The following is a 21,691-nucleotide window of genomic DNA, read 5'->3' on the forward strand; positions in this document are numbered from 1 at the left end:
CGAAGCCCTGCTCGGCGAGCGCCGAGAACATGCGCGACGCGGAGTACAGGCCGGAGTTCAGCACCGAGATCACCGCGGTGAAGATGACGAGCTGCATGATGACACTCGCTCCGGGGATGCCGAACTGCTCGAGCGCGTACGTGAACGGCGCGTTCGCGACGTCGGTCGGCACGGGGAGTTCGTCCCACGGAACCACCGTGACGATGATGAGCACGGAGCCGACGAAGAACAGCAGGATGCGCCAGATGATGGTGCTCGTCGCCTGACGGATGCCCTTGGCCGGATCCTCGGACTCGGCCGACGCCATCACGGCGATCTCGGTGCCGAAGTACGAGAAGATCACGAGCGCGACGCCGGTGAAGGCGACGCCGTAGCCGTTCGGGGCGAATCCGCCGTGCTCCCAGAGGTTCGAGATCGACACCTCGGAGTTCGGCCAGAGCCCGAAGGCGAAGAGCAGACCGGCCCCGAGGAACACGACGATCGCGAGCACCTTGATGCTGGCGAGCCAGAACTCGACCTCGCCGAACGTGCGCACCGAGATGACGTTCGTGCCGACGAAGATCGCGATCAGCACCAGCGACCACGCCCACGACGGCACCACCGGGAACCAGCTGGCCATCGTCTCACCGCCGAGCACCGCCTCATAGGCGAGCACGCCGACCCAGAAGTACCAGTACAGCCAGCCCACGAGGTAGGCGGCCCAGTTGCCCAGGCCCACCCTCGCGTACTCCATGAACGACCCGATGGCCGGACGCGAGGCCGCCATCTCGCCGAGCATGCGCATCGCGAGGAACACCAGCAGACCGCCGATGAGGTACGACAGCACGGCGGCGGGTCCGACGGCACGGATGACGTTGCCGGATCCGACGAACAGGCTGGCGCCGATGATCCCGCCGAGCGTGATCATCGTGACGTGACGGGACCGCAGCTTCTTCGTGCGCGGGTTCGCGCCCGCGAAACCGGCCGACGTCTCAGGCGAGACGGGCCGATCCCACTGCGATTCCGGTTCGGTCGACATGTCAGGCCGCGGCGAGCGCTGCCGCGACGACGTCGAGGCCCTCGTTGAGCAGCTCGTCGCCGATCGCGAGCGGCGGAAGGAAGCGGATGACGTTGCCGTAGGTGCCGCACGTCAGGACGATCACGCCCTGCGCGATGGCGGCCTTGGCGACGGCCGCGGTGAGCGCGGCATCCGGAGCCTGGGTCTCGGGGTCGACGAACTCGGCCGCGATCATGGCGCCGTGTCCGCGGATGTCGCCGATGCGCGCATCCTGCTGCTGCATGGCGGTGAGGCGCGTCGTCAGGATCTCGCCGATCTCGCGCGCCCGCTCGATCACTCCGTCGTTCTCGAACACGTCGATCGCGGCGAGTGCCGCAGCACACGCGATGGGGTTGCCGCCGTAGGTTCCGCCCAGGCCGCCCGCATGCGAGGCGTCCATGATCTCGGCGCGGCCGGTGACCGCCGCGAGGGGCAGACCGCCCGCGATGCCCTTGGCCGTCGTGATCAGGTCGGGCTCGATGCCGAAGATCTCGCTCGCGAACATGTGTCCGGTGCGGGCGAAGCCGGTCTGCACCTCATCGGCGATGAAGACGACGCCGTTCGCGCGGCACCAGTCGAGGATCGCCGGCAGGAAGCCGTCAGCCGGGACGATGAATCCGCCCTCACCCTGGATGGGCTCGATGATGACGGCGGCGAGGTTGTCGGCGCCGATCTGCTTCTCGAGCTGCAGGATCGTGCGGGCAGCGGCCTCGGCGCCCGAGAGACCGTCGCGGAACGGGTACGACATCGGCGCGCGGTAGACCTCGGGCGCGAACGGTCCGAATCCGCTCTTGTACGGCATCGACTTGGCGGTGAGCGCCATGGTCAGGTTGGTGCGGCCGTGGTAGCCGTGGTCGAACGCGACGACGGCCTGACGACCGGTGTGCTTGCGGGCGATCTTGATCGCGTTCTCGACGGCCTCGGCGCCCGAGTTGAAGAGCGCGGTCTTCTTGGCGACGTCACCGGGGGTGATCCGGTTGAGGGCCTCGGCGACCTCGATGTACGACTCGTAGGGCGAGATCATGAAGCAGGTGTGGGTGAACTGCGCGGCCTGAGCGGCGACGGCGGCGGCGACCTTCGGGTGGGCGTTGCCCACCGTCGTCACGGCGATGCCGGAGCCGAGGTCGATGAGCGAGTTTCCGTCGGCGTCGACGACGACGCCACCGCCCGCCGCGACGGTCGCGACCGGCACGGTGTGTCCGACGCCCGCGGGCACCGCGGCGGCTTTGCGAGCCAGGATCTCCGCCGACCGGGGGCCGGGGAGCTCGGTGACCAGGCGACGCTCCTGGGGGAGCTCGGGTCCGCCGAGGGGAACTGCAACAGCTGCGGTGTCGAGGAGTGCCATGTGGGCGAGCGTACGACCGCCGAGCAGCCCCGCGCACTCGCCGTTCTGTACAATCTGCAGGAGAGAATCGCCGAGCTGTACACGCTCGGAGTCGCACATCGATCGAGGGAGCTGCGATGGATGCCGCCGAGCAGCCCACGCTGCGCGCCCTGCTGGGTCGCCGCGATCTCGGCCTGCGCCTGGTCTCGACCGAATCCGCGCTCTCCCCCGGAGCCCTCGATCGCCCGCTGCGCTGGGTGCACAGTTCCGACCTCGCCGACCCCACGCCGTTCCTCGCCGAAGACCTCGCGCTGCTGACCACGGGCACCCAGTTCGATGCGGATGCCGATCTCGCCGTCTACGTCGGGCGGCTCTCGGATCGCGGGGTGCTCGGCCTCGGGTTCGGCACCGACGTGCATCGAGCCGGCATCCCCGACGACCTGATCACCCAGTGCGCGCGCCACGGGATTCCGCTCTTCGAGGTGCCGTACCGCACGCCGTTCATCGCCGTGGCCCGCGCGCACTCCGAGGCGATCGCCGCTCAGGCCTACGCCCGCAGGTCGTGGGCGCTCGACACGCAGCGCGCGCTCGCCCTGGCGGCACTGCGTCCGCGTGGACTCGACGCGACTCTGGCCGAGCTCGGGCGCCGCCTCGGCGCATGGGTCGGCATGTACGACACCGCCGGCATCCTGCAGACGTCGCATCCCCGAACGGAGCTGCCGGCGAGCAGTCTGGCAGCGCTGGGCGCGCGGGCGACCGAGGTGCTCGCCCGCGGACTCGAGGCCGGCCAGTCGCTCACGATCGACGAGCAGACATTCATGCTGTTCACGGTCGGACGCGGCGGTCAGCTGCGGGGCGTGATCGCGCTCGCGGTCGATGCGCTGGACCCCGAGGCGCGCACCGTCGTGACATCGGTGATCGCCATGGCGGGGCTCGCCCTCGAGCAGAGCGACCAGCTCGCCCGCAGCCGCAGACGACTGCACTCCCAGCTGCTCAGGTCGCTGCTCGATGACGACCCGTCTCTGGCGAGGCGGGTTCTCGGCAGCATGCCTCCGGCGCCCGTCGTGGTCGCTGTCGCGGCGGATGCGCCGGCCGGCCCGCTGATCGACTGGTGGGAGCGACGGCGATCGGAACACGGCACGCCCGGCTTCCTCGCGGAGTCGCCTGAGGGCGTCGTGCTCTGCATCTCGATGACCGACGAGGCGCTGCTCGACGAGGTCGCCATGCGCTTCGGCATCCGCATCGGGGCCTCGGGATCGGAGTCGTACGACGCGTTCTCCCGCGCGCACGCGCAGGCCCTCGCGGCACTCAGGCAGCAGACGGATGCCGGGGTCGCGCACTACACCGACACCGTGGGCTCGAGCATCCTGAGCGCACTCGCCACAGACGAGGCCCGGCTCGTCGCGGAGTCGCGTCTCGCGCCGCTCCGCGATCACGATGCGCGATCCGGCACCGAACTCGAACGCTCGCTCCGCGTCTGGCTCGAACACGATGCCACAGCGGAGCCGGCGGCCACCGCACTGGGGGTGCATCGTCACACGCTGCGCTCGCGCATCGCACAGGCCGGCAGCATCCTCGGCACCGATCTGTCGACGTTCCCCGCCCGCGCCGAGCTGTGGACGCTGCTGCAGACCGCGCGGGACTAGCGGGCGCCGAGAGTCGCGAAGCCCGGCGAACCCCGCCGAACCCCGGCGACCCCTGGCGACCCCTGGCGACCCCTGGCGACCCCTGCGAAACCTGCGAAACCACCGTCGCTGCGCGAGACCCACGTCCTGCACACGGGTCTCATCCCGCAACATGGGTCTCGCCGGAAGTACCCGCCACCGCCCAACGAAACAGCCATTCCCGCACGAGACCCACGCCCCGCACACGGGTCTCATCCCGCAACATGGGTCTCGCCAGAAGTACCCGCCACCGCCCAACGAAACAGCCATTCCCGCACGAGACCCACGCCCTGCACACGGGTCTCACGCCGCAAAACCGGTCTCGACAGAAGCGCCCCGCCGCCGCCCGCTGAGCGCAACAGCGGGTGGGCGGTTGGGCCTACGCGCCTTCGCCGAGGTTGTCGGAGACGACCTCGAGCGCGTGGGCACGCGCCGTGACGGCATCCGCTCCGCGTTCGGTGGTGACCGCTGCGGCGAACACCTCCGCGAACACCAGGTAGGCCACACGCGAGGTGTGCTCGAGTTCGTCGCGGAAGCTCACGCCGGTCGGCGCGATCACGAGCGACAGCGTCGCCGCCTCGGTGAGCGCCGATGACGCGAACGACGTGAGCGCGATGACCGTCGCCCCTCCGCGCGCGGCAGCCGTCGCCACACGCAGGCTCGCCTCGTTCGCACCCGATCCGCTCACCACCAGGCAGACGTCCTCCGCCGTGAGGTGGCGGGCGGCGATCTGCTGGGCGATCGCATCGGCGATGAACTCCGCCGACCGCCCCGAGGCCGTGAGCCGCATGGCCAGGTCGTTCGCGATGGGCGACGACAGCCCGTTCGCGAGCACGAGCAGGCGACGGGCGGATGCCGCGAGACGCACCGCCTCGCTCACCGCATCCGGATCGAGCAGGCTCGCCAGCGCCGGAAGGGATGCCGCGAGACGGTCGATCTCGCCGCGCATCCGCCCGAGCGCACCGGGCCCGTGATCGATCGCCGCTTCTCCCCCGCCGCCGCCGAGTTCCGCGGCGAGCGCGACGCGCAGCTGCGGGTATCCGCGGTAGCCGACGGTCTGGCAGGTGCGCACGACCGTCGCGCGTCCGACGCCCGCGCGTTCGGCGAGCTCCTGGGCTGTCCATTCGACGACGGCGTCGGCCGACTCGACGATCAGCTCGGCGACGCGACGCTCGGCCGGCTGCAGGGTGTTGAGCACCGCGGCGATGCGGGCGGTGGGCGGCGCGCTAGGAGAGAACACGGGCGCGGGCTCCCTCCATGATGCGTCGGCGGATGGCACCGGATGCCCCGTCGATCAGCATCGTCACGACGACGACCACGATGAGCAGGACACCCACCGTCGACCACTCACGGTACTGGGTGTACGAGGTCAGCATGTCACCGATTCCGCCGACGCCGATCAGGCCGAGGACGGCCGACGATCGCACGTTGATCTCGAAGCGGTACAGCCAGAACGACCAGAAGGCCGGTTCGGCCTGCGGCCAGACGCCCCAGCGGAGCACCTGCAGCGTGCCACCACCGGCGGCACGTGCGGCTTCGATCGGTCCACGGGGAACGGCCTCGACCGCCTCGTACCCCCACTTGCCGAGCGTGCCGATGCCGTTGATCGCCAGGGCGAGCGCGCCGGTGAACGGCGTGAGGCCTGTGACCGAGAGGATCACGATCGCGATGATGATCTCGGGCACCGCGCGGATCAGCGAGAAGAGTCCGCGCAGTAGCGCGCGCAGCCAGGCGGGGCCGAACCCGCGTGCGGCGAGCAGGCTCAGCGGGGTGGCGAGCAGGATGCCGAGAATGGTGCCGACCCAGGCCATCTCGATGCTGCGCCAGGTCTGCCACAGCGCCTCGGGCAGCTTCTCCCAGTTGGGGCTGCCGAACATCAGCACGGTGTAGCGCACGATCTCGGCAGGGAGGTCGGCGAGGCGGGCCCAGTTGATGTCGATCGACCAGAACGCCAGCACGACGATGCCGGTGACGATGAGCCATCCGGCGACGAGCCACGGTCGGCGCGGCCTGTCGGGGATGGCCGTGATCGTGGCGGGCGGGGTGAGCACGGACGTCATACGAGCCTCCGGCGGATCGCGTCGGAGACGAGGTCGATCACGATGACGACGATGAGGATCTCCAGGATGATGAGCGAGAGCTGGTCGTAGCGGTAGAAGGTGCGCACGGCGTCGATGAGCAGGCCCATACCTCCCGCCCCGACGAGCCCGAGCACGGTCGAGGCGCGCACGTTCAGCTCGAACACGTAGAGCGTCTGATTGGCGAATGCGGGCCACGCGTCGGGAAGTGCCAGGGTGCGGTTGATCTTCGCCTGGGTCGCGCCGACAGCGCGGCCGGCTTCGAGCGGACCCCGATCGTTCGTGTCTATGGCTTCGGACACGAGCTTGACGATGATGCCGACGTTGAAGAGCAGCAGTGCCAGGATGCCGGGGAGCGCACCGACGCCGACCATCGCGACGAGGATCGCGGCGTACAGCAGATCGGGGACGCTGCGGATGACGTTGAGCACTCCGCGCACGGCGATGCGCGCCGGCGCGTTCGGGTTGGTCGCGCGCGCCGCCCAGAAGCTGAGCGGCAGCGAGACCGCAGCGCCGATCGCCGTCGCGATGACCGCCATCTGCAGGGTCTCGATGAGCGGCGGAATCGTGCGCGGGAAGAAGCTCCAGTCGGGCATCAGCAGCTGGACGATCTTGTCGGCGCCGTTCTGCCAGTTGCGTGCGATCGCCCCGAGGTCGACCCCGATACCGATGCCGGGCAGGCACATGACGGCCGTGACGACGATCACGACCGCGACGACGACCGGCGCCTTCCATGCGCCGCGGGGGCGCGCAGGGATGTCGAGCGCGCGCTGCGTGCCTACGAGGGGAGGGGTTGTGTCAGTCACGCGTCCAACCGGTCTTCCGGAGTGAGCGAGCGGCCGTAGATGCTCTCGAAGTCGGCATCCGTCGCCCCGGTCGCCGGGCCGTCGTAGACGACCTCTCCCGCACGCATGCCGATCATCCGCGCTCCGTACTCACGGGCGAGGTCGAGCAGGTGCAGGTTCACGACGACGGTGATGCCGAGGTCGCGGTTGATGCGCCGCAGGTCGTTCATCACGCCGTGCGCGGTCGGCGGGTCGAGGCTCGCGACGGGTTCGTCGGCGAGCACGATGCGAGGCTCCTGGGCCAGCGCCCGGGCGATCGCGACGCGCTGCTGCTGCCCGCCGGAGAGATCGGATGCTCGGGAGTGCAGCTTCTGCAGGATGCCGACGCGGTCGAGTGCGTGGTACGCGCGCTGGCGATCGGCGTCGGGGTAGGCGCCGAGCAGCGTGCGCCACAGCGGGGTGTGCGCGAGGCGACCGACGAGCACGTTCTGCAGAACGCTCGCACGGCCGGCCAGGTTGAAGCCCTGGAACACCATTCCGATGTCGCCGCGCAGCCGCCGCAGGGTGCGGGACGAGGCCCCGCTGACCCGGTGCTCGCCGACGTCGAGCGTGCCGCCCGTCACCGGCACGAGGCCGTTGACGGTGCGGATGAGCGTGGACTTGCCGGAGCCCGAGAGGCCGACGACCACCACCATCTCGCCCGCCGCGATGTCGAGCGACACGCGGTTCAGGCCGACCGTGCCGTTGGGGTAGCGCACCGTGACATCGTCGAGGCGGATGGACCACGGCGTGGACGCCGCAGCCGGGGCTGCGGCGTCCACGTTGCTGATGAGGTCGGACAACTTACTGAAGCCCCAGAGCCTGGGCGGCACGGGCGACCACGTCGAGCGACTCGGGGTCGGCGGGCGCGAGCTTGGTGATCGAGTAGATGCTGGTGAGGATCTCGGAGCCCTCTTCCGTGTTCGAGAAGTCCTCGAGCGCCGTCGTGATGCGGTCCTGCAGCTCGGGCGACAGGTCGGCCGAGACGGCGACGCCGTCGTTCGGGATCTCCTCGGTCATCGCGAACACGACGACCTTCTGCCCGACGTCGGGGGTGTCCTTCTGCACGATCGTGCGGGCATCCCAGAAGCTGAAGCCGACTTCGGCGTCGCCGTTGTAGACGGCCAGCACCGAGGCATCGTTCGCGGTCACGGGGATCTGCTGGATGTCGGTGTCGGTGTCGAGGCCGGCCTCCTGCAGAGCGAGGATCGGGTAGATGTAGCCGGCGGGCGAGCCGGGGCCGAGCACGGCGACCTTCGCGCCTTCGACCTTGTCGATGCTGTCGAGGCCGGCAGGACCGGTCATCGCGTCGGCGCCGTTGCAGAACAGCATCCCGTCGCGCTCGACCGGCTCGTCGTCGCAGTACTTGTCGGGGTTGTTCGTCATGAACTGCGCCGGGTAGGTGATGTTGCCGTTGCGCTCGGTCTGCAGCACCACAGAGGCGTCGTACATGTCGTTCGCCTGCCACAGCTGCAGCGACGGCAGGAAGCCGATCTGCGCCTGTCCGGCACCCATCGCCTCGACGGCCGCCTGATAGTCCTTCGAGACGACACCGGTGACCTCGATGCCGAGCTCCTCGGTGAGGTAGTCGGTGAGAGGTGCGGCGGTCTCGACGAGGCCGTCCTGGTCCTGCGACGGCACCAGTGCGAGCACCAGGGAATCGGGATCGGCGGCGGGCGCCGCCGAGTCCTCGGGCGCTGCCGTGCTGCTGGAGCAGCCCGCGAGCACGACGGTGAGCAGCGCGCCGGCGGCCACGAGGCCCGCGGCGGAGCGGCGGAGGGGGGAGGTACGCATTGTCATCCTTCGATGGGGTGGAGGTGAGGAGGGGGTGGGGACGGTAAGAGGTGCGGTTCAAGGAGAGGTGCGGTTCAGGGGCGCAGCCACGCCTCGAGCTGAGGGATCAGCGTCGAGAAGTCGTCAGCGCGGTAGGTGGGGGTCGCCTCGGCATCGGGAAAGCCGCCGATCAGAGCGGTCGCGTGGCCCCGGGCGTGGGCGGGAGCGAGATCGTTGTGCCAGATGTCTCCGACGCTGAGCACCCGGGCGTCCGCCGGCAGGTCGGCCAGGAACGCGTCGAGGCCCACCGGCTTGCGGGCGCTCGTGACGATGCGGTCGAAGAGCCCGGCGAGGCCCAGCGCGTCCAGCGCCTGATCGATGCGGATCGCGGGAGCGTTGGTGACGAGCACGAGCTCCGCCTCGGACGCGGCGTCGGCGAGGAACTCGGCGAGACCGTCGGGAGCCGTGATCGGTGCGGCGTCCGTCGCGAGCTCTTCGCGGCTCGCGAGGTATGCGGCGCTGAGGAGCCGGGCGTCCGCCCCTCGGGTGACCGCGGCGCGGCGCACCGCGTCATAGCCGTCGAGTGCCTCGCCGTCGGCGGCGGCGAGCGTGGCGCGGATGCCGTCGACGAACCCGTCCCGGTCATCGAGGGCGGCAGCGACCTGCGCCGCATACGCGAGCACGGGACCGTCCCCGAGGGCGATCGTGCCGTCGAAGTCGAAGAGGAGAATGGAGTTCACGGAGTTCTTTCCGCATCCGCACTCTGATCTCGCGGACGCTCCGTCCAGCATGCTCAGTCATTGTGGACAGAAAGTCCCGAACATGTGAACGCCGCGTGAACAATCCGTCCACACGAGTCTTGTAGCGTGAACGCCGTGTCCGCACTCGACGAGCTCACGACCGCTGCGATCCGAGCGCAGTCCGACTCGACGGACGCCGCACGCGCCGCGATCGACAGCCTGCCCTGGCTCGGCACCTCACTCGACGACGACCGCGCACACGGGCGTTTCGACGCGTGGGGTCGGTCGACCGTGATCGACGAGAACATCGGCGCACCCGTCATCTCTCGGGCGCTCTTTGACGAACTGCACCGTCGGGTCGACGTCGAAGCCGCGTGGCCGGTCGGAAACGCGGGTCTGCTGCACTGCTACGGATATCTGCTGTCACTCGTCGAGACGCCGTACGGCCTCAAACGCGAGCGATGGATCGGCTCGGCACTCGCCGCGGCGTGCGACCTCTCGCCCGATGCGTTCCTCCCGTGGCGCGAGGGCCACACATTGCTACAGAGGGCGGGCGACGCCGCATCCGCGATCCTCGCCGCCGCCTCATCGCGCACATCGACGGTCGAAGGTCGGCGCTCCTGCGTCGGGGTCACCCGCGAGCGCGGCCCCGCGGCTCTGGCCTACGCGGTCGCCGCACCCTCCGAGACCGTTCCGCGGCTGATCACGATCTTCCCCGTCGGCGATGCAGGCGCCGTCCTGACCGAGTTCACGAGCACTCCTCGACTGCGCTGGAACGCCGTCTGATCGATCCGTATATTGCATTTCCATGACTATCGTCATATTTTCGCAATAGCGGTCTGATCGACCGATCCACCCCGACGCACTGTCGCGTCACCGCGAAGGAGACGACGTTGTCTGCCACTTCACCGACCACCTCCCCCGAAACCGTCTGGCCCGTACCCCGCGGGGTCACCGGCATCGTCCTGTTCAGCTGCTGGCTCGCGATCCTCGCCGACGGCTACGACATCGGCGTCATCGGCGCCGTGCTGCCCGCCCTCGCCGAGGACTCCGCTTGGGCGCTCAGCCCCGTCGAACTCGGCGGACTCGCCTCGTGGGCACTCGTCGGCATGCTCATCGGAGCCCTCTTCATCGGAACACTGAGCGACCGGGTCGGCCGCAAGCGGATGCTGCTCGTGTCGATGTCGATCTTCACGACCATGCAGCTCGGCGCCGCCCTCGCGCCGACGCCCGAGCTGTTCGGACTCTTCCGCTTCCTCGGCGGGCTCGGCATGGGCGGCGTGATCCCGGTCGCCGCAGCTCTCACGATCGAGTTCTCCGCCCCGAGGAGGCGCTCCCTGAACTACGGCATCATGTACTCCGGCTACTCGCTCGGAATCGTCGTCTCGGCCCTGGTCGCGATGGGGCTGCTCCCCCACCTCGGCTGGCGCTGGGTCATCGCGGTCGGCGCATTCCCCATCCTGCTCCTGCCGATCATCGCGAAGGTGCTGCCGGAATCGCTCGAGTCGCTCGAGAACCGCGGTCTGCACGATCGCGCCGTCGCACAGGCGACGCGGCTCGGCATCGATCCCTACATACCCGCACCGCGACCCGAGGTCATGCCCGGCGAGCGGATGCCGTGGCACAGCATCCTGCAGCAGCTGTTCTCGCGCCGATACCTGCGCTCGACCGTGTTCCTGTGGATCTCGCTGTTCGCCGGCCTGCTGCTGGTCTACGGCCTGAACTCGTGGCTGCCCTCGATCATGCGCGCCGCCGGCTACGACCTCGGCCCTGCGCTGACGTTCCTCATGGTGTTCAGTCTCGCGTCGGCCGCGGGCGGTCTCGTCCTCGGTCACCTGGCGGATCGCTTCGGGTCGAAGCCCGTGCTCATCATCTTCTACACGCTCGGCGGCGTCGCCTGCCTGCTGATGATGTTCCCGAACTCGATGTTCGTGAACCTCGTGTTCGTCGCGATCTCGGGCGTCGGGTCGATCTCGACGTCACTCGTGCTCACGGCCTACATCACCGACTATTACCCGGCATCCGTGCGCGCCACCGCCGCCGGATGGGCGCTGAGCTTCGCTCGCATCGGCGCCATCATGGGGCCGATGGTCGGCGGATGGCTGGCCGCGATGGCGGTCGGCGTCGAGTGGAACTTCGTCGCCTTCGCGATCGTGGCACTGCTCGCGGCCGTCGCGGTGTCGCTGGTGCCGAAGAAGCCCGCCGCTCTCGTCTGAGCGGCATCCGGCCGCGCACTCCCCTCCTGCGACACCTCCGCTCTCGCAGGAAGGGAGTGCGCCTCAGCCTCGCGAGTCGAGCGCATCCAGCAGATCGACCGCGGTGCCGGCGAACTCGGGCCCATGCCCGGGAAAGATCCTGGCCTCGGGCAGACCCCTCAGCTTCTCGAGGCTGACCCTCGTTCGCGGAGCATCATCACTGAACGGTGCGAGCCGTGCACCGGCAACCCCGGTGAGCACGTGCCGCGTGGTGATCGCATCACCGAGGAAGAGCGCGTCGACCGCGGGAACCCTGATCGCAGCCGATCCGTTCGTGTGCCCCGGGATCGCGATGATCTCGGGAGCACCCGGCAGATCGAGCACGTCTCCGTCGGACATCGGCACGACGCTCGACGGACGCCGGGTGCGCAGCGCCCCTCGGCGCAGCCCTGTCCAGAGGAATCTCAGTGTGGGGCCGATCCGCCACGCATCGGCCTTCACACCGCGCGCCGGAACCACACCCGTCGCCAGCTCGGCGTCGGCCGCCAGGATGTGCACGGGGACGCCGTGCTCGGCACGCAGGGCTTCGGCGATGCCGATGTGATCGGTGTCTCCGTGCGTGAGCACGACCCCGCGGATGTCGTCGAGTGAACGCCCGACCCCGGCGAGCGCCGCGATGAGGATGTCGAGGTCTCCGGAGAGGCCTGCATCGATGATCGTGACGCCGTCGTCGGTGACGATCGCGTGGATGGCGATGATGTCGTCGCCGATGCGGAGGAGCTGAGCTGTCATGTTGGCTACACTACATAGCCTTGATGGCTACAGTCAATAGCTTTATGCTGGGAGCATGCCTGCACCGCAGAGAGTGAGCACTTCCGCGCTCGTCGCCGCCATCCGCACGATCGCCGAGAGAGACGGAGTGGATGCCGTGACGATGAGCGCCGTCGCGTCAGCCGTCGGAGTGCGCGCCCCCAGCCTCTACAAGCGCGCGGCGAATCGACACGAGCTCCTCCGGCTCGCGGCGGACGACGCCGCGGCAGAACTCGGCATCGCCATCGAGAAGGTCGTCGAGAGATCGACCGACGGTCGCGAGATCCTCGCCGGCGTCGCCCGCGCCCTGCGCGCCTTCGCGACCCGATCACCTCGCGTGACCACACTGCTGTTCAACGCGCCGAGCCCCGAGGCCACGCCCTCGCAGCAGACCCTCGCACCGTTGATGAGCACTCTGCTCGGAGCGGTGAGCGCACTGACGACGGCCGATCCACTCCCCGTCGCGCGCACGCTCACGGCCTGGGCGTACGGATTCTGCATGATGGAGCAGAACGGCGGCTTCCGTCAGGGCGGCGATGTCGACGAGGCGTTCGACCGCGGGCTCGAGATCGTCCTGCGCGGCATCGAGGCCTGATCCGCTCGAGCACTCAGCGGGGCGCGTGCGCCTCGAGGAACTCGTACACGTCGGTCGTGTCGACGCCGGGGAAGGATCCTGTGGGCAGGGTCGCCAGCAGGGTGCGTGGAGTCTTCACGTTGGGCCAGGAGTTCTCGCGCCAGCGCCCCTCGAGGTCGGCGGGGGCCCTGCGGCAGCAGACCTCGACCGAGTGCTTCGAGACTCCGCGATGCGGAGTGTCCCTACCGACGAACCACTTGGTGTCGTCGAAGCGCACGCCGACACTGACCGAGTGCAGCCCCTCGCTCGACGCCTCGACCCGGGCCGTGCACCAGTACGTGCCGTTGCCGGTGTCGGTGTACTGGTAGTACGGATTGAAGCGGTCGTCCTCGTCGAACACCACGCGGCTGGTCCACCGGCGACAGCACATCTGCCCCTCGATCGCGCCGAGCCGATCGGTCGGGAAGTTGACGTCGTCGTTCTCGTACGCCTTGGTGATCGTGCCCGACTCGTGCACCTTGAGGAAGTGCACGGGGATGTCGAGGTGGCGCGTGGCCAGGTTCGTGAAGCGATGCGCGGCTGTCTCGTATGAGACCGAGTAGGCGTCACGCAGATCCTCGATCGAGATGGCCCTCCGCGTCTTCGCATCCTTCAGCGCGGGAACCACGTGCGCTTCGGGCACCAGCAGCGCACCGGTGAGGTAGTTGGTCTCCACGCGCTGGCGCAGGAACTCGGCGTAGCTGCGCGGCTCGGAGTGTCCGAGGATGCGGCTCGACAGGGCCTGCAGCACGGCCGTCCGCGCGTCGCCCTTGGCCGGCACGCTGCTCGAGAGGTACAGACGCCCGTGGGCGAGGTCGGCGACGCTGCGCGTGGTCTGCGGCAGGTCCGGCGCATAGTGCAGGGTGAACCCGAGATAGGCGGCGATCTCGGAGGCCGTCCGCTGGGTGAGCGGACCACCCGGGTGTCCGACCGCCGCGAGGATCTCGGCAGCCTTCTGCTCGAGGTCGGCGAAGTGATTGTCCTGTCGGCGCATGAGGTGGCGCAGTTCGACGTTCGCACGCCGGGCCTCCTCCGGAGTGGCGGCCCGCTCGTCCTTGAGCCGGTCGATCTCGCCGTGCAGCGCGAGCAGTGCCTTCAGAGCATCCGTCGGCATGCTCTTGGCGATCCGGAACGGCTCGATCCCCAGCGCCTGGAACGTCTGCCCCTTCATGGCGCGTTCGAGGGCGATCTCGATCGCGCTGCGCTCGTCGAGCGGCTCCCCCTCGAGCAGCGCGTCGATCGTGACGCCGAGCGCCCGCGCGATCGCCTGCAGCTGGGTGAGCTTCGGCTCTCGCTTTCCCGTCTCGATCATCGACATCTGACTCGGTGCCCGATCGACGGCCGCGGCCAGGTCGTCGAGGGTCATCCCCCGCGCCGTGCGGAGCTGACGGATGCGGCGCCCGATCGTGAGGGCGTCGGCGTCTTCTGCCTCAGAGACCTGGGTACCTGAGCGTGTCGAAGGGCTCATGCGGCCGATTCTGTCACAGAAACAGAATTTCCGGCGATCTTCACACGCAGATCGGTCAGGCGAGTGCGACTTCTTCACCCACAGTGGAAACACGCCACCCGGCTTCACGGTCCGGGCATCCAACGGAGGAGACACCATGACGAACACCGCTCAGAACCCCGCACCTCGCCCCGCAGGTCTGCGCGCCGGCGACCAGGTTCAGACGGCCGCCGAGCTCCGGGAGATCTGGGAGACGGATCCCCGCTGGGACGGCGTCGAGCGCACCTACTCGGCCGAGGACGTCATCCGCATCCGTGGGTCGGTCCGCGAGGACTCCACGCTCGCCCACCGCGGTGCCGAGAACCTCTGGAACCTGTTGCACACCGAGGATTACGTGCGGGCGCTCGGCGCCTACACCGGCGGCCAGGCCGTGCAGCAGGTGCGCGCAGGGCTCAAGGCGATCTACCTCTCGGGCTGGCAGGTCGCCGCCGACGGCAACCTCGCCGGCCAGACCTACCCGGACCAGTCGCTCTACCCGGCGAACTCGGTGCCGGCGGTCGTGCGTCGCATCAACAACGCGCTGATCCGTCAGGACCAGCTCGAGCACGCCGAGGGTGACGTCACCCAGGACTGGCTCGCCCCGATCGTCGCCGACGCCGAGGCCGGCTTCGGTGGGCCGCTGAACGCCTACGAGCTCGCGCAGTCGCTGATCCAGGCCGGAGCCGCGGCGATCCACTGGGAGGACCAGCTCGCGAGCGAGAAGAAGTGCGGCCATCTGGGCGGCAAGGTGCTCGTGCCCACGCAGCAGCACATCCGCACCCTCAACGCGGCGCGTCTCGCGGCCGATGTGGCAGGTGTGCCGACGGTCATCATCGCCCGGACGGATGCTCTGGCCGCCGACCTGCTCACCAGCGACGTCGACGAGCGCGACCAGCGGTTCACCACCGGCGAGCGCACGACCGAGGGCTTCTACCGCATCCGCCCCGGCATCGATTCGGTCATCAGCCGAGGTCTCGCCTTCGCGCCGTACGCCGACCTGCTGTGGGTCGAGACGGGCGAACCCGACATCGAGCTGGCTCGCGAGTTCGCCGCGGCGATCCACGCACAATTCCCCGGCAAGCTGCTCGCCTACAACTGCTCGCCGAGCTTCAACTGGAAGCGCCATCTGTCGGACGCCGAGATCGCGACGTTCCAGCAAGAGCTGGCTGACCTGGGCTACAAGTTCCAGTTCATCACGCTCGCCGGCTTCCACGCCCTGAACCACTCGATGTTCGACCTCGCTCGCGGCTACGCCGAGCGCGCCATGAGCGCGTACGTCGAGCTGCAGGAGGCCGAGTTCGCCGCCGAGGCGAACGGCTACACCGCCACCAAGCACCAGCGCGAGGCGGGCACCGGCTACTTTGACGTCATCTCCACCGCGCTCAACCCCGACAGCGCGACCCTCGCCCTCGCCGGCTCCACCGAGACCGCGCAGTTCCACTGAACCTCTTGTGAAGGACACACGATCATGACCACTCCCACCGCTCCCCCGGCGACAGAACCGACCACCGCTCCGATCCAGACGACGCAGCAGGGACCCGCCATCACGGTGACCGGCCCGCTGCGCGAGCGTTACGACGAGATCCTCACCCCCGAGGCGCTCGCGTTCCTCACCGAACTGCACCACCGCTTCGCCTCCCGTCGTCACGACCGGCTCGCCGACCGCATGCGTCGCCGGTTCGAGATCGGCAACGGTCACGACCCGCGCTTCCGCGACGACACCGCACACATCCGACAGGATGCCGAGTGGCGCGTGGCGGGTGCCGGCCCGGGTCTCGAGGATCGTCGGGTCGAGATCACCGGACCGACGGATCCCAAGATGACGATCAACGCGCTGAACTCGGGCGCTCGCGTCTGGCTCGCCGATCAGGAGGACGCGACGAGCCCCACCTGGAAGAACGTCATCGAGGGACAGCTGTCGCTCCGCGACGCGATCCGCGGCGAGCTGTCGTTCCGTTCACCGGAGGGCAAGGAGTACCGCGTCACCGCCGACCGCACACCCACGATCGTGATGCGCCCACGCGGCTGGCACCTGCCCGAGAAGCACCTGCAGTTCACCGATCGCGCAGGGCGCCGCACCGCGGCATCCGGGTCGCTCACCGACTTCGGGCTCTACTTCCTGCACAACGCGACCGAGCTCATCGCGAACGGTCGCGGGCCCTACTTCTACATCGCCAAGCTGGAGTCCAGCGAAGAGGCGAAGCTCTGGGACGACGTGTTCACCTTCAGCGAGGAGTACATCGGCATCCCGCACGGCACGATCCGCGCGACCGTGCTCATCGAGACGCTGCCCGCGGCGTTCGAGATGGATGAGATCCTCTACGAGCTGCGCGATCACTGCGCCGGCCTCAACGCGGGTCGCTGGGATTACATCTTCTCGATCATCAAGAACTACCGCGGCCGCGGCGCGCGCTTCGTGCTCCCCGACCGCAGCGAGGTCACGATGACGGTGCCGTTCATGCGGGCGTACACCGAGCTGCTCGTGCAGACCTGCCACAAGCGGGGCGCGTACGCGATCGGCGGCATGAGCGCCTTCATCCCGAACCGTCGAGACCCCGAGGTCACGGCGCGGGCGTTCGAGAAGGTCTCGGCCGACAAGAAGCGCGAGGCCGGCGACGGCTTCGACGGCACCTGGGTGGCGCACCCCGACCTGATCCCCACGGCTCAGGCCGAGTTCGATGCCGTGCTGGGCGACCGCCCGCACCAGGTGGACCGTCAGCGGCCGGAGGTCACGGTGACCGCGGCGCAGCTGCTCGACGTGCACATCGGGCGACCGATCACTGCACGAGGCGTGCGCGACAACGTGTCGGTGGCGATCCGCTACCTCGAGGCCTGGCTGCGGGGCCTCGGTGCCGTCGCGATCGACAACCTGATGGAAGACGCCGCCACCGCCGAGATCAGCCGCTCGCAGGTGTGGCAGTGGATCCACCAGGACCGCGCCACGGAAGACGGAACGCCGATCACGCCCGACTACGTCGAAGGGCTCATCGGCGAGGTGCTCGGCGAGGTCGAGCGCCGTGATGGCGACCGCTTCGACGACGCGGCATCGGTCTTCCGCGACGTCGCCCTGCGCGAGGAGTTCCCGGCGTTCCTGACGCTCGGCGCCTACAGTCGCTTCCTCGTCGACGAGGCCTGACGACCCCCACGAGAGCCCCTCGGCAGCCGCGATCCGGTTCCGAGGGGCTCTCCTGTGCGTGCTGTGCCGCGCACGGCCCTGCGCCCCTCGCGCCAGGCGTAGCCTGGGCGTATGAGCGACGTCTGGACCGACATCTCGTCCGAGTTCCTGCACCTGTACCCGCGCGGGCGGCGACTTCTCGTCGTCGCAGGAGCGGATGCCGAGCGTTCGCGCCTGGCCGCCGACGACCTCGCCGCGGCGTTGACCTCCGCCGGTCAGACGGTCGAGCGCGCACACACCTCCGACGGCGCCGAGCAGCCGCTGCGCGACGACATCATCGCGCCGTTCCGGCAGCGCGAGGACACGGGGTCGGTCCTGATCGTGTCGGGACCGGCAGCGCTCCTGAGCGAGTCCACCAGGGGGATCTGGAACCACATCCTCTGGCAGCTCGCGGGTGACGAACAGCCGCACTCGATCGCCTCCGCGATCGTCGACGTCTCCGATCCCGCGAACCCCACCCGCCGGTTCGCCGACTACTGCGCACTGCCCGCGTCGTTCGGCGCCTGACGCCGCCGGCGAGCCTGCCGACCGCCGCGCTGCGGCCGGCATCCCTCCTCGGACGGCCAGCGGTTCGCGGGTGCCCCGATCGTCCCCCCGACCGAGACACCCGCACGTCCGCCGCGCTCTCCTGCGCGTGCGATCCGCTGTGCCCGACGCTCTTCGCGCCTGCCCCCCCGAACTTCCGGACGGGCGTCACCGCCACGTCCGGAAGCCGTGACCGGGAATTCTGAGAGGGGCCGCGGCGCCTCCGTCCTCCCCCGTCATGGCCCGCCTGGGGGCACGGGCAGGTTCAGGTTATGCACACGGCGAGGCGCGCGGAACGGGTCGGAGGCGTCCTGTCACCCGCCGCGCGCACGCGGGCACTGCAGACCCTGTTTGGCACGGGATCCGCGCTCGGGTGTCACCCGGTGAGTACCCGCACCGGAGGCGCCCACTCGACTCTTCGCACCGGATCCCGGGTCAGGAAGGTGTGCTCTCCTGCTCATCGGACAACAGCATCGCCTCGGCGAGGCGCGGCTGCGCCGCCGCCGACAGGCGGAAGGCACTCGGACTCACACCGACGTGACGTGCGAACTGTGCGCGCAGCGCACCGGCGTCGAGGAATCCGGAGCGCGATGCCACCGTCGTGAGGTCTTGCGGCGGGACGGCAACGAGCTCCTCCCTCGCTGTATCGAGTCGACGACGCAGCAGCCTCTCGGCCAGCGTCTCGTCGGCACCTGAGAACAGGCGGAACAGCTGCCTCCGGCTCACATGCAGTTCGGCGGCCAGCATGTCGATGCTGAACTGCGCATCGCGATGACGCGCGTCGATGATCCGAATCGCCTCCGCACGCAGCTCGCCCGTCCGACCCGCCTCGCCGTCGCTCGGGAACTGCCGGAACAGTCCTCGCACGAGAGCGACCAGTGCGGACTCGGTGCCGGCCACCGCCCCGATCCCCTGGTCGGGGTCACGCATCCATTCGTAGAGCATGCGTGCGAAGGCCGCGCCGGCGGCCCGTGTGAGCGGGGTGTCAGGGAAGACATCAGCACCTCTGGCCAGCACATGCCGATGGTCGGGCAGCGCCGAGACCGGAACGACGACGCCCGTCGTCGCGCTCACGCCGAACTGCTCCACCGCCGAGCTGCCGAGGCTCGACATGAAGCCCATGCGACCGACGGCCAAGGGCTGCACGCCCGCTGCGGTGCGCAGCCGCTGCCCGCCCTGGTTCGACATCCCCATGATCACGATGTCCTCACCGCTGGGCGCCCCCCGGTCGTAGCTCACGGTGTGCGGGGTCTCGAGCGTGCTGTACAGCATCGTCGCGCCGATCGATCGTCGCAGAAGCGCAGCTTCGAAGACGGAAGGATCATGCGCACTCATGGAACCGAAGTTCGACAGCTGCATCATCCCCATCTGACCGTCGAGTCTGATCATGTTCGAGGCGATCCAGTCGGGCACAGCCCCGTCCGACGCGCCACCCTCGGGCTCCGCCCCTCCAGCCAGTCGCCGCGCCCATGCGCTGAGCTGCCCGTCGTCGATCATGCGCGCCATCGCGTCCCCCAGAACTCTGCGCGCCACCCCCACGGCGTCGCGGCCGATCCCCGGCCTCACGATAGGCACGCAGCGAGTCGCGTGCAATATCTTGCATGTCCGCCGGCGTCAGTCGATCAGCCGATCAGCGGATCAGCCGATCAGCCGATCAGCCGATCAGCGGATCAGTGGAAGGATGCCGCCACGGAGTTACGGTGATAGTCGAAAACGATGCTCGTGCGGGTCGAGGCGACGCTGCTCTGCGCCGACAGGTGCTCGAGCACGAACTCGCGCATCTCCGACGAATCGGCCACCGCGATGTGCAGCAGGAAGTCGTCGTCGCCCCCGAGGAAGAAGACCTGGATCACCTGGGGCAGCGCCCGCACGCGGTCGGCGAACTCGACGATGCTCTCGCGTCGGGCACTCGGGCGCAGACTCACCCCGATGATCGCCTGCAGTCCCGCTCCCAGCTTCCGTTCGTCGACGCTCGCGTGAAAGCCCGTGATCACTCCCCGGTCGACGAGCGCCCGCAGACGCGCGTGGGCCGTCGAGGGCGCGACGCCCAGGTGTCCCGCGAGTTCGGCATTCGTCATCCGCCCGTCCGCGCTGAGCAGCTGCACGATCCGCGCATCCACCGCATCGAGCGCCGGCGCCCGAAGGGTGTTCGACGGCGGGGCCTCAGGCGACGTCTCCATACGAACGATTATGCAGGATCCGCTGGACGAGCGAATGTTCTTCAGGCATTCTGTCGATGAACCGACGTTTCTGCGATTCTGAGATGCACTCACGCAACCGCAATTTGGAGGATCGATGAAGATCGGCGTGCCGACCGAAGTCAAGAACAACGAGAACCGCACCGCGCTGACACCCGCGGGCGCCGATCGCCTGGTGCACGAGGGGCACCGCGTGCTCGTGCAGTCGGGAGCGGGCGTCGGCTCGGGGATCTCCGACGACGCGTATCGGGCCGCGGGGGCGGAGATCGTCGCCACCGCCGAGGAGGCGTGGGGCGAGGCAGACCTCCTCATCAAGGTCAAGGAGCCGATCGCCCAGGAGTACGGCTTCCTCCGCTCCGACCTCACGCTCTTCACCTACCTGCACCTCGCGGCCGACCGCGCACTCACCACGGCCCTCGTCGACGCGGGCACGACGGCGGTCGCCTACGAGACCGTGCAGCTTCCCGACCGCAGCCTGCCGCTACTCATCCCGATGAGCGAGATCGCCGGACGCCTGTCGGTCACCATGGGTTCGTACTCGCTGATGCGCTCGGCCGGCGGACGCGGGATGCTGCTCGGCGGCATCGCCGGAACGCCGCGCGCCGAGGTGGTCGTGATCGGCGGCGGCGTCGCCGGTGAGCATGCCGCAGCGAACGCCCTGGGCCTCGGCGCGAAGGTCACGGTCGTCGACATCTCGCTGCCCCGGCTGCGCGAGCTCGAGCACCGCTACGGAGGCGCCCTCGAGACGCGTGCGTCGAGCCGCTACGACATCGCGCACGAGCTGCTCACGGCAGACCTCGTGATCGGGTCGGTGCTGATCCCCGGCGCCGCCGCCCCGAAGCTGGTCACCGACGACATGGTCGCGGCGATGAAGCCGGGCTCGGTGCTCGTCGACATCGCGATCGACCAGGGCGGATGCTTCGAGGGCTCTCGCCCGACGACGCACGACGACCCGACCTTCGCGGTGCACGACTCGATCTACTACTGCGTCGCGAACATGCCGGGTGCCGTGCCCGAGACGGCGACCCGCGCACTCACGAACGCCACGCTGCCGTATGTGTCGGCGATCGCGGGCACGGGCTGGGAAGCCGCTGCGGCGAACGACCCTGCTCTGGCGAAGGGCCTGAACGTGCAGGGCGGCCGCATCACGCTCGACGCGGTGGCCACGGCACACGGCTTCGCCAACGCCTGACTCCGGGTGCAGAGGGGTCGAGGAACGATCCCCGCCCCTCTGCACATCCCGCGAGGCG

The 21,691-nt window shown here is 69.3% G+C and carries 20 protein-coding genes; 8 read left to right on the top strand and 12 right to left on the bottom strand.

Translation table 11 applies throughout. The annotated features are described in order from the left end of the window. Window positions 1–1,018, bottom strand: a 1,018-nt coding sequence (locus IXW21_RS16395) for an amino acid permease (RefSeq protein WP_194765314.1), incomplete at its 3' end; no start/stop codon positions are given. A gap of 1 nt (window position 1,019) precedes the next feature. Next, window positions 1,020–2,381: a 4-aminobutyrate--2-oxoglutarate transaminase gene (gabT, locus tag IXW21_RS16400; RefSeq protein WP_194765315.1), complete on the bottom strand. Its 1,362-nt coding sequence runs from the start codon at window positions 2,379–2,381 to the stop codon at window positions 1,020–1,022. 116 nt (window positions 2,382–2,497) lie between these two features. On the opposite strand from gabT, the gene IXW21_RS16405 reads away from it, so the two are divergent. Beyond that, entirely contained in the window at window positions 2,498–4,006 is a 1,509-nt protein-coding gene (locus IXW21_RS16405) for a PucR family transcriptional regulator (protein ID WP_194765316.1), read from the top strand. A 397-nt stretch (window positions 4,007–4,403) separates the two neighbouring features. Here IXW21_RS16405 and IXW21_RS16410 read toward each other — a convergent pair whose 3' ends face one another. From IXW21_RS16410 to IXW21_RS16435, 6 genes are all read right to left on the bottom strand, one after another. Further along, window positions 4,404–5,264, bottom strand: a complete 861-nt coding sequence (locus tag IXW21_RS16410; RefSeq protein ID WP_194765317.1) for a MurR/RpiR family transcriptional regulator — start codon at window positions 5,262–5,264, stop codon at window positions 4,404–4,406. Continuing rightward, window positions 5,251–6,084 (bottom strand): phosphonate ABC transporter, permease protein PhnE, encoded by an 834-nt coding sequence (phnE, locus tag IXW21_RS16415; RefSeq protein ID WP_194765318.1) that lies wholly within the window; start codon window positions 6,082–6,084, stop codon window positions 5,251–5,253. The genes IXW21_RS16410 and phnE (IXW21_RS16415) overlap by 14 nt, the downstream gene beginning before the upstream one ends. Further along, window positions 6,081–6,908, bottom strand: a complete 828-nt coding sequence (gene phnE / locus IXW21_RS16420) for a phosphonate ABC transporter, permease protein PhnE (RefSeq protein ID WP_323742286.1) — start codon at window positions 6,906–6,908, stop codon at window positions 6,081–6,083. The genes phnE (IXW21_RS16415) and phnE (IXW21_RS16420) overlap by 4 nt, the downstream gene beginning before the upstream one ends. After that, window positions 6,905–7,729, bottom strand: a complete 825-nt coding sequence (gene phnC / locus IXW21_RS16425; RefSeq protein ID WP_228528679.1) for a phosphonate ABC transporter ATP-binding protein — start codon at window positions 7,727–7,729, stop codon at window positions 6,905–6,907. Before phnC ends, phnE (IXW21_RS16420) begins: the two co-directional genes overlap by 4 nt. Window position 7,730: 1 nt before the next feature. Then, window positions 7,731–8,720 carry a phosphate/phosphite/phosphonate ABC transporter substrate-binding protein gene (locus IXW21_RS16430; protein WP_194765319.1) on the bottom strand — a complete coding sequence of 330 codons (990 nt, stop codon included), beginning with the start codon at window positions 8,718–8,720 and terminating at the stop codon, window positions 7,731–7,733. 74 nt (window positions 8,721–8,794) lie between these two features. Beyond that, a complete protein-coding gene (locus IXW21_RS16435) occupies window positions 8,795–9,439 on the bottom strand; it encodes an HAD family hydrolase (RefSeq protein ID WP_194765320.1) in 645 nt (214 codons plus the stop codon). Window positions 9,440–9,565: 126 nt separating this feature from the next. Between IXW21_RS16435 and IXW21_RS16440 the strand changes: the two genes are divergently transcribed. After that, window positions 9,566–10,225 carry an amino acid deaminase gene (locus IXW21_RS16440; protein ID WP_194765321.1) on the top strand — a complete coding sequence of 220 codons (660 nt, stop codon included), beginning with the start codon at window positions 9,566–9,568 and terminating at the stop codon, window positions 10,223–10,225. A 107-nt stretch (window positions 10,226–10,332) separates the two neighbouring features. Beyond that, window positions 10,333–11,655, top strand: coding sequence for an MFS transporter (locus IXW21_RS16445; protein ID WP_194765322.1), 1,323 nt, complete (start codon window positions 10,333–10,335; stop codon window positions 11,653–11,655). A 63-nt stretch (window positions 11,656–11,718) separates the two neighbouring features. Here IXW21_RS16445 and IXW21_RS16450 read toward each other — a convergent pair whose 3' ends face one another. Then, window positions 11,719–12,426 (bottom strand): MBL fold metallo-hydrolase, encoded by a 708-nt coding sequence (locus IXW21_RS16450; protein ID WP_194765323.1) that lies wholly within the window; start codon window positions 12,424–12,426, stop codon window positions 11,719–11,721. A gap of 55 nt (window positions 12,427–12,481) precedes the next feature. Between IXW21_RS16450 and IXW21_RS16455 the strand changes: the two genes are divergently transcribed. Continuing rightward, the gene (locus IXW21_RS16455) at window positions 12,482–13,039 is read left to right on the top strand and encodes a TetR/AcrR family transcriptional regulator (RefSeq protein WP_194765324.1); all 558 of its coding nucleotides are present in this window, start codon (window positions 12,482–12,484) and stop codon (window positions 13,037–13,039) included. A gap of 13 nt (window positions 13,040–13,052) precedes the next feature. Here the strand turns inward: IXW21_RS16455 and IXW21_RS16460 are convergent, their stop codons facing one another. Further along, window positions 13,053–14,525, bottom strand: a complete 1,473-nt coding sequence (locus IXW21_RS16460; RefSeq protein ID WP_194765325.1) for a helix-turn-helix domain-containing protein — start codon at window positions 14,523–14,525, stop codon at window positions 13,053–13,055. 136 nt (window positions 14,526–14,661) lie between these two features. Between IXW21_RS16460 and aceA the strand changes: the two genes are divergently transcribed. The 3 genes from aceA to IXW21_RS16475 all read left to right on the top strand — a co-directional run bounded on the left by aceA (window position 14,662) and on the right by IXW21_RS16475 (window position 18,225). Continuing rightward, window positions 14,662–15,987 carry an isocitrate lyase gene (gene aceA / locus IXW21_RS16465; RefSeq protein ID WP_194765326.1) on the top strand — a complete coding sequence of 442 codons (1,326 nt, stop codon included), beginning with the start codon at window positions 14,662–14,664 and terminating at the stop codon, window positions 15,985–15,987. Window positions 15,988–16,011: 24 nt separating this feature from the next. After that, window positions 16,012–17,679, top strand: coding sequence for a malate synthase A (gene aceB / locus IXW21_RS16470; protein WP_228528680.1), 1,668 nt, complete (start codon window positions 16,012–16,014; stop codon window positions 17,677–17,679). A 111-nt stretch (window positions 17,680–17,790) separates the two neighbouring features. After that, on the top strand, window positions 17,791–18,225 hold the full coding sequence (locus tag IXW21_RS16475) for a hypothetical protein (protein ID WP_194765327.1): 435 nt from the start codon (window positions 17,791–17,793) through the stop codon (window positions 18,223–18,225). 453 nt (window positions 18,226–18,678) lie between these two features. Here IXW21_RS16475 and IXW21_RS16480 read toward each other — a convergent pair whose 3' ends face one another. Together IXW21_RS16480 and IXW21_RS16485 are read right to left on the bottom strand one after the other, a co-directional pair. Further along, the gene (locus IXW21_RS16480; RefSeq protein WP_194765328.1) at window positions 18,679–19,749 is read right to left on the bottom strand and encodes an AraC family transcriptional regulator; all 1,071 of its coding nucleotides are present in this window, start codon (window positions 19,747–19,749) and stop codon (window positions 18,679–18,681) included. Between the two features lie 164 nt (window positions 19,750–19,913). Next, window positions 19,914–20,423, bottom strand: coding sequence for an Lrp/AsnC family transcriptional regulator (locus IXW21_RS16485; protein WP_194765329.1), 510 nt, complete (start codon window positions 20,421–20,423; stop codon window positions 19,914–19,916). A 115-nt stretch (window positions 20,424–20,538) separates the two neighbouring features. Here IXW21_RS16485 and ald point away from each other — a divergent pair, with 115 nt between their 5' ends. After that, window positions 20,539–21,633 (top strand): alanine dehydrogenase, encoded by a 1,095-nt coding sequence (gene ald, locus IXW21_RS16490; protein ID WP_194765330.1) that lies wholly within the window; start codon window positions 20,539–20,541, stop codon window positions 21,631–21,633. The last annotated feature ends 58 nt before the right edge of the window (window positions 21,634–21,691 follow it).

The sequence above is a fragment of the Microbacterium sp. UFMG61 genome (assembly GCF_015354505.1).
GTDB lineage: Bacteria > Actinomycetota > Actinomycetes > Actinomycetales > Microbacteriaceae > Microbacterium.

Excerpts from the sequence above, each read along its gene's own strand:
- IXW21_RS16430 (WP_194765319.1), bottom strand. The coding sequence starts at position 8,720 with ATGCGTACCTCCCCCCTCCGCCGCTCCGCCGCGGGCCTCGTGGCCGCC.
- aceA (WP_194765326.1), top strand. The coding sequence starts at position 14,662 with ATGACGAACACCGCTCAGAACCCCGCACCTCGCCCCGCAGGTCTGCGC.
- phnE (WP_194765318.1), bottom strand. The coding sequence starts at position 6,084 with ATGACGTCCGTGCTCACCCCGCCCGCCACGATCACGGCCATCCCCGAC.
- ald (WP_194765330.1), top strand. The coding sequence starts at position 20,539 with ATGAAGATCGGCGTGCCGACCGAAGTCAAGAACAACGAGAACCGCACC.
- gabT (WP_194765315.1), bottom strand. The coding sequence starts at position 2,381 with ATGGCACTCCTCGACACCGCAGCTGTTGCAGTTCCCCTCGGCGGACCC.
- aceB (WP_228528680.1), top strand. The coding sequence starts at position 16,012 with ATGACCACTCCCACCGCTCCCCCGGCGACAGAACCGACCACCGCTCCG.
- IXW21_RS16405 (WP_194765316.1), top strand. The coding sequence starts at position 2,498 with ATGGATGCCGCCGAGCAGCCCACGCTGCGCGCCCTGCTGGGTCGCCGC.
- IXW21_RS16450 (WP_194765323.1), bottom strand. The coding sequence starts at position 12,426 with ATGACAGCTCAGCTCCTCCGCATCGGCGACGACATCATCGCCATCCAC.
- IXW21_RS16460 (WP_194765325.1), bottom strand. The coding sequence starts at position 14,525 with ATGAGCCCTTCGACACGCTCAGGTACCCAGGTCTCTGAGGCAGAAGAC.
- IXW21_RS16485 (WP_194765329.1), bottom strand. The coding sequence starts at position 20,423 with ATGGAGACGTCGCCTGAGGCCCCGCCGTCGAACACCCTTCGGGCGCCG.
- IXW21_RS16480 (WP_194765328.1), bottom strand. The coding sequence starts at position 19,749 with ATGGCGCGCATGATCGACGACGGGCAGCTCAGCGCATGGGCGCGGCGA.
- IXW21_RS16475 (WP_194765327.1), top strand. The coding sequence starts at position 17,791 with ATGAGCGACGTCTGGACCGACATCTCGTCCGAGTTCCTGCACCTGTAC.
- IXW21_RS16455 (WP_194765324.1), top strand. The coding sequence starts at position 12,482 with ATGCCTGCACCGCAGAGAGTGAGCACTTCCGCGCTCGTCGCCGCCATC.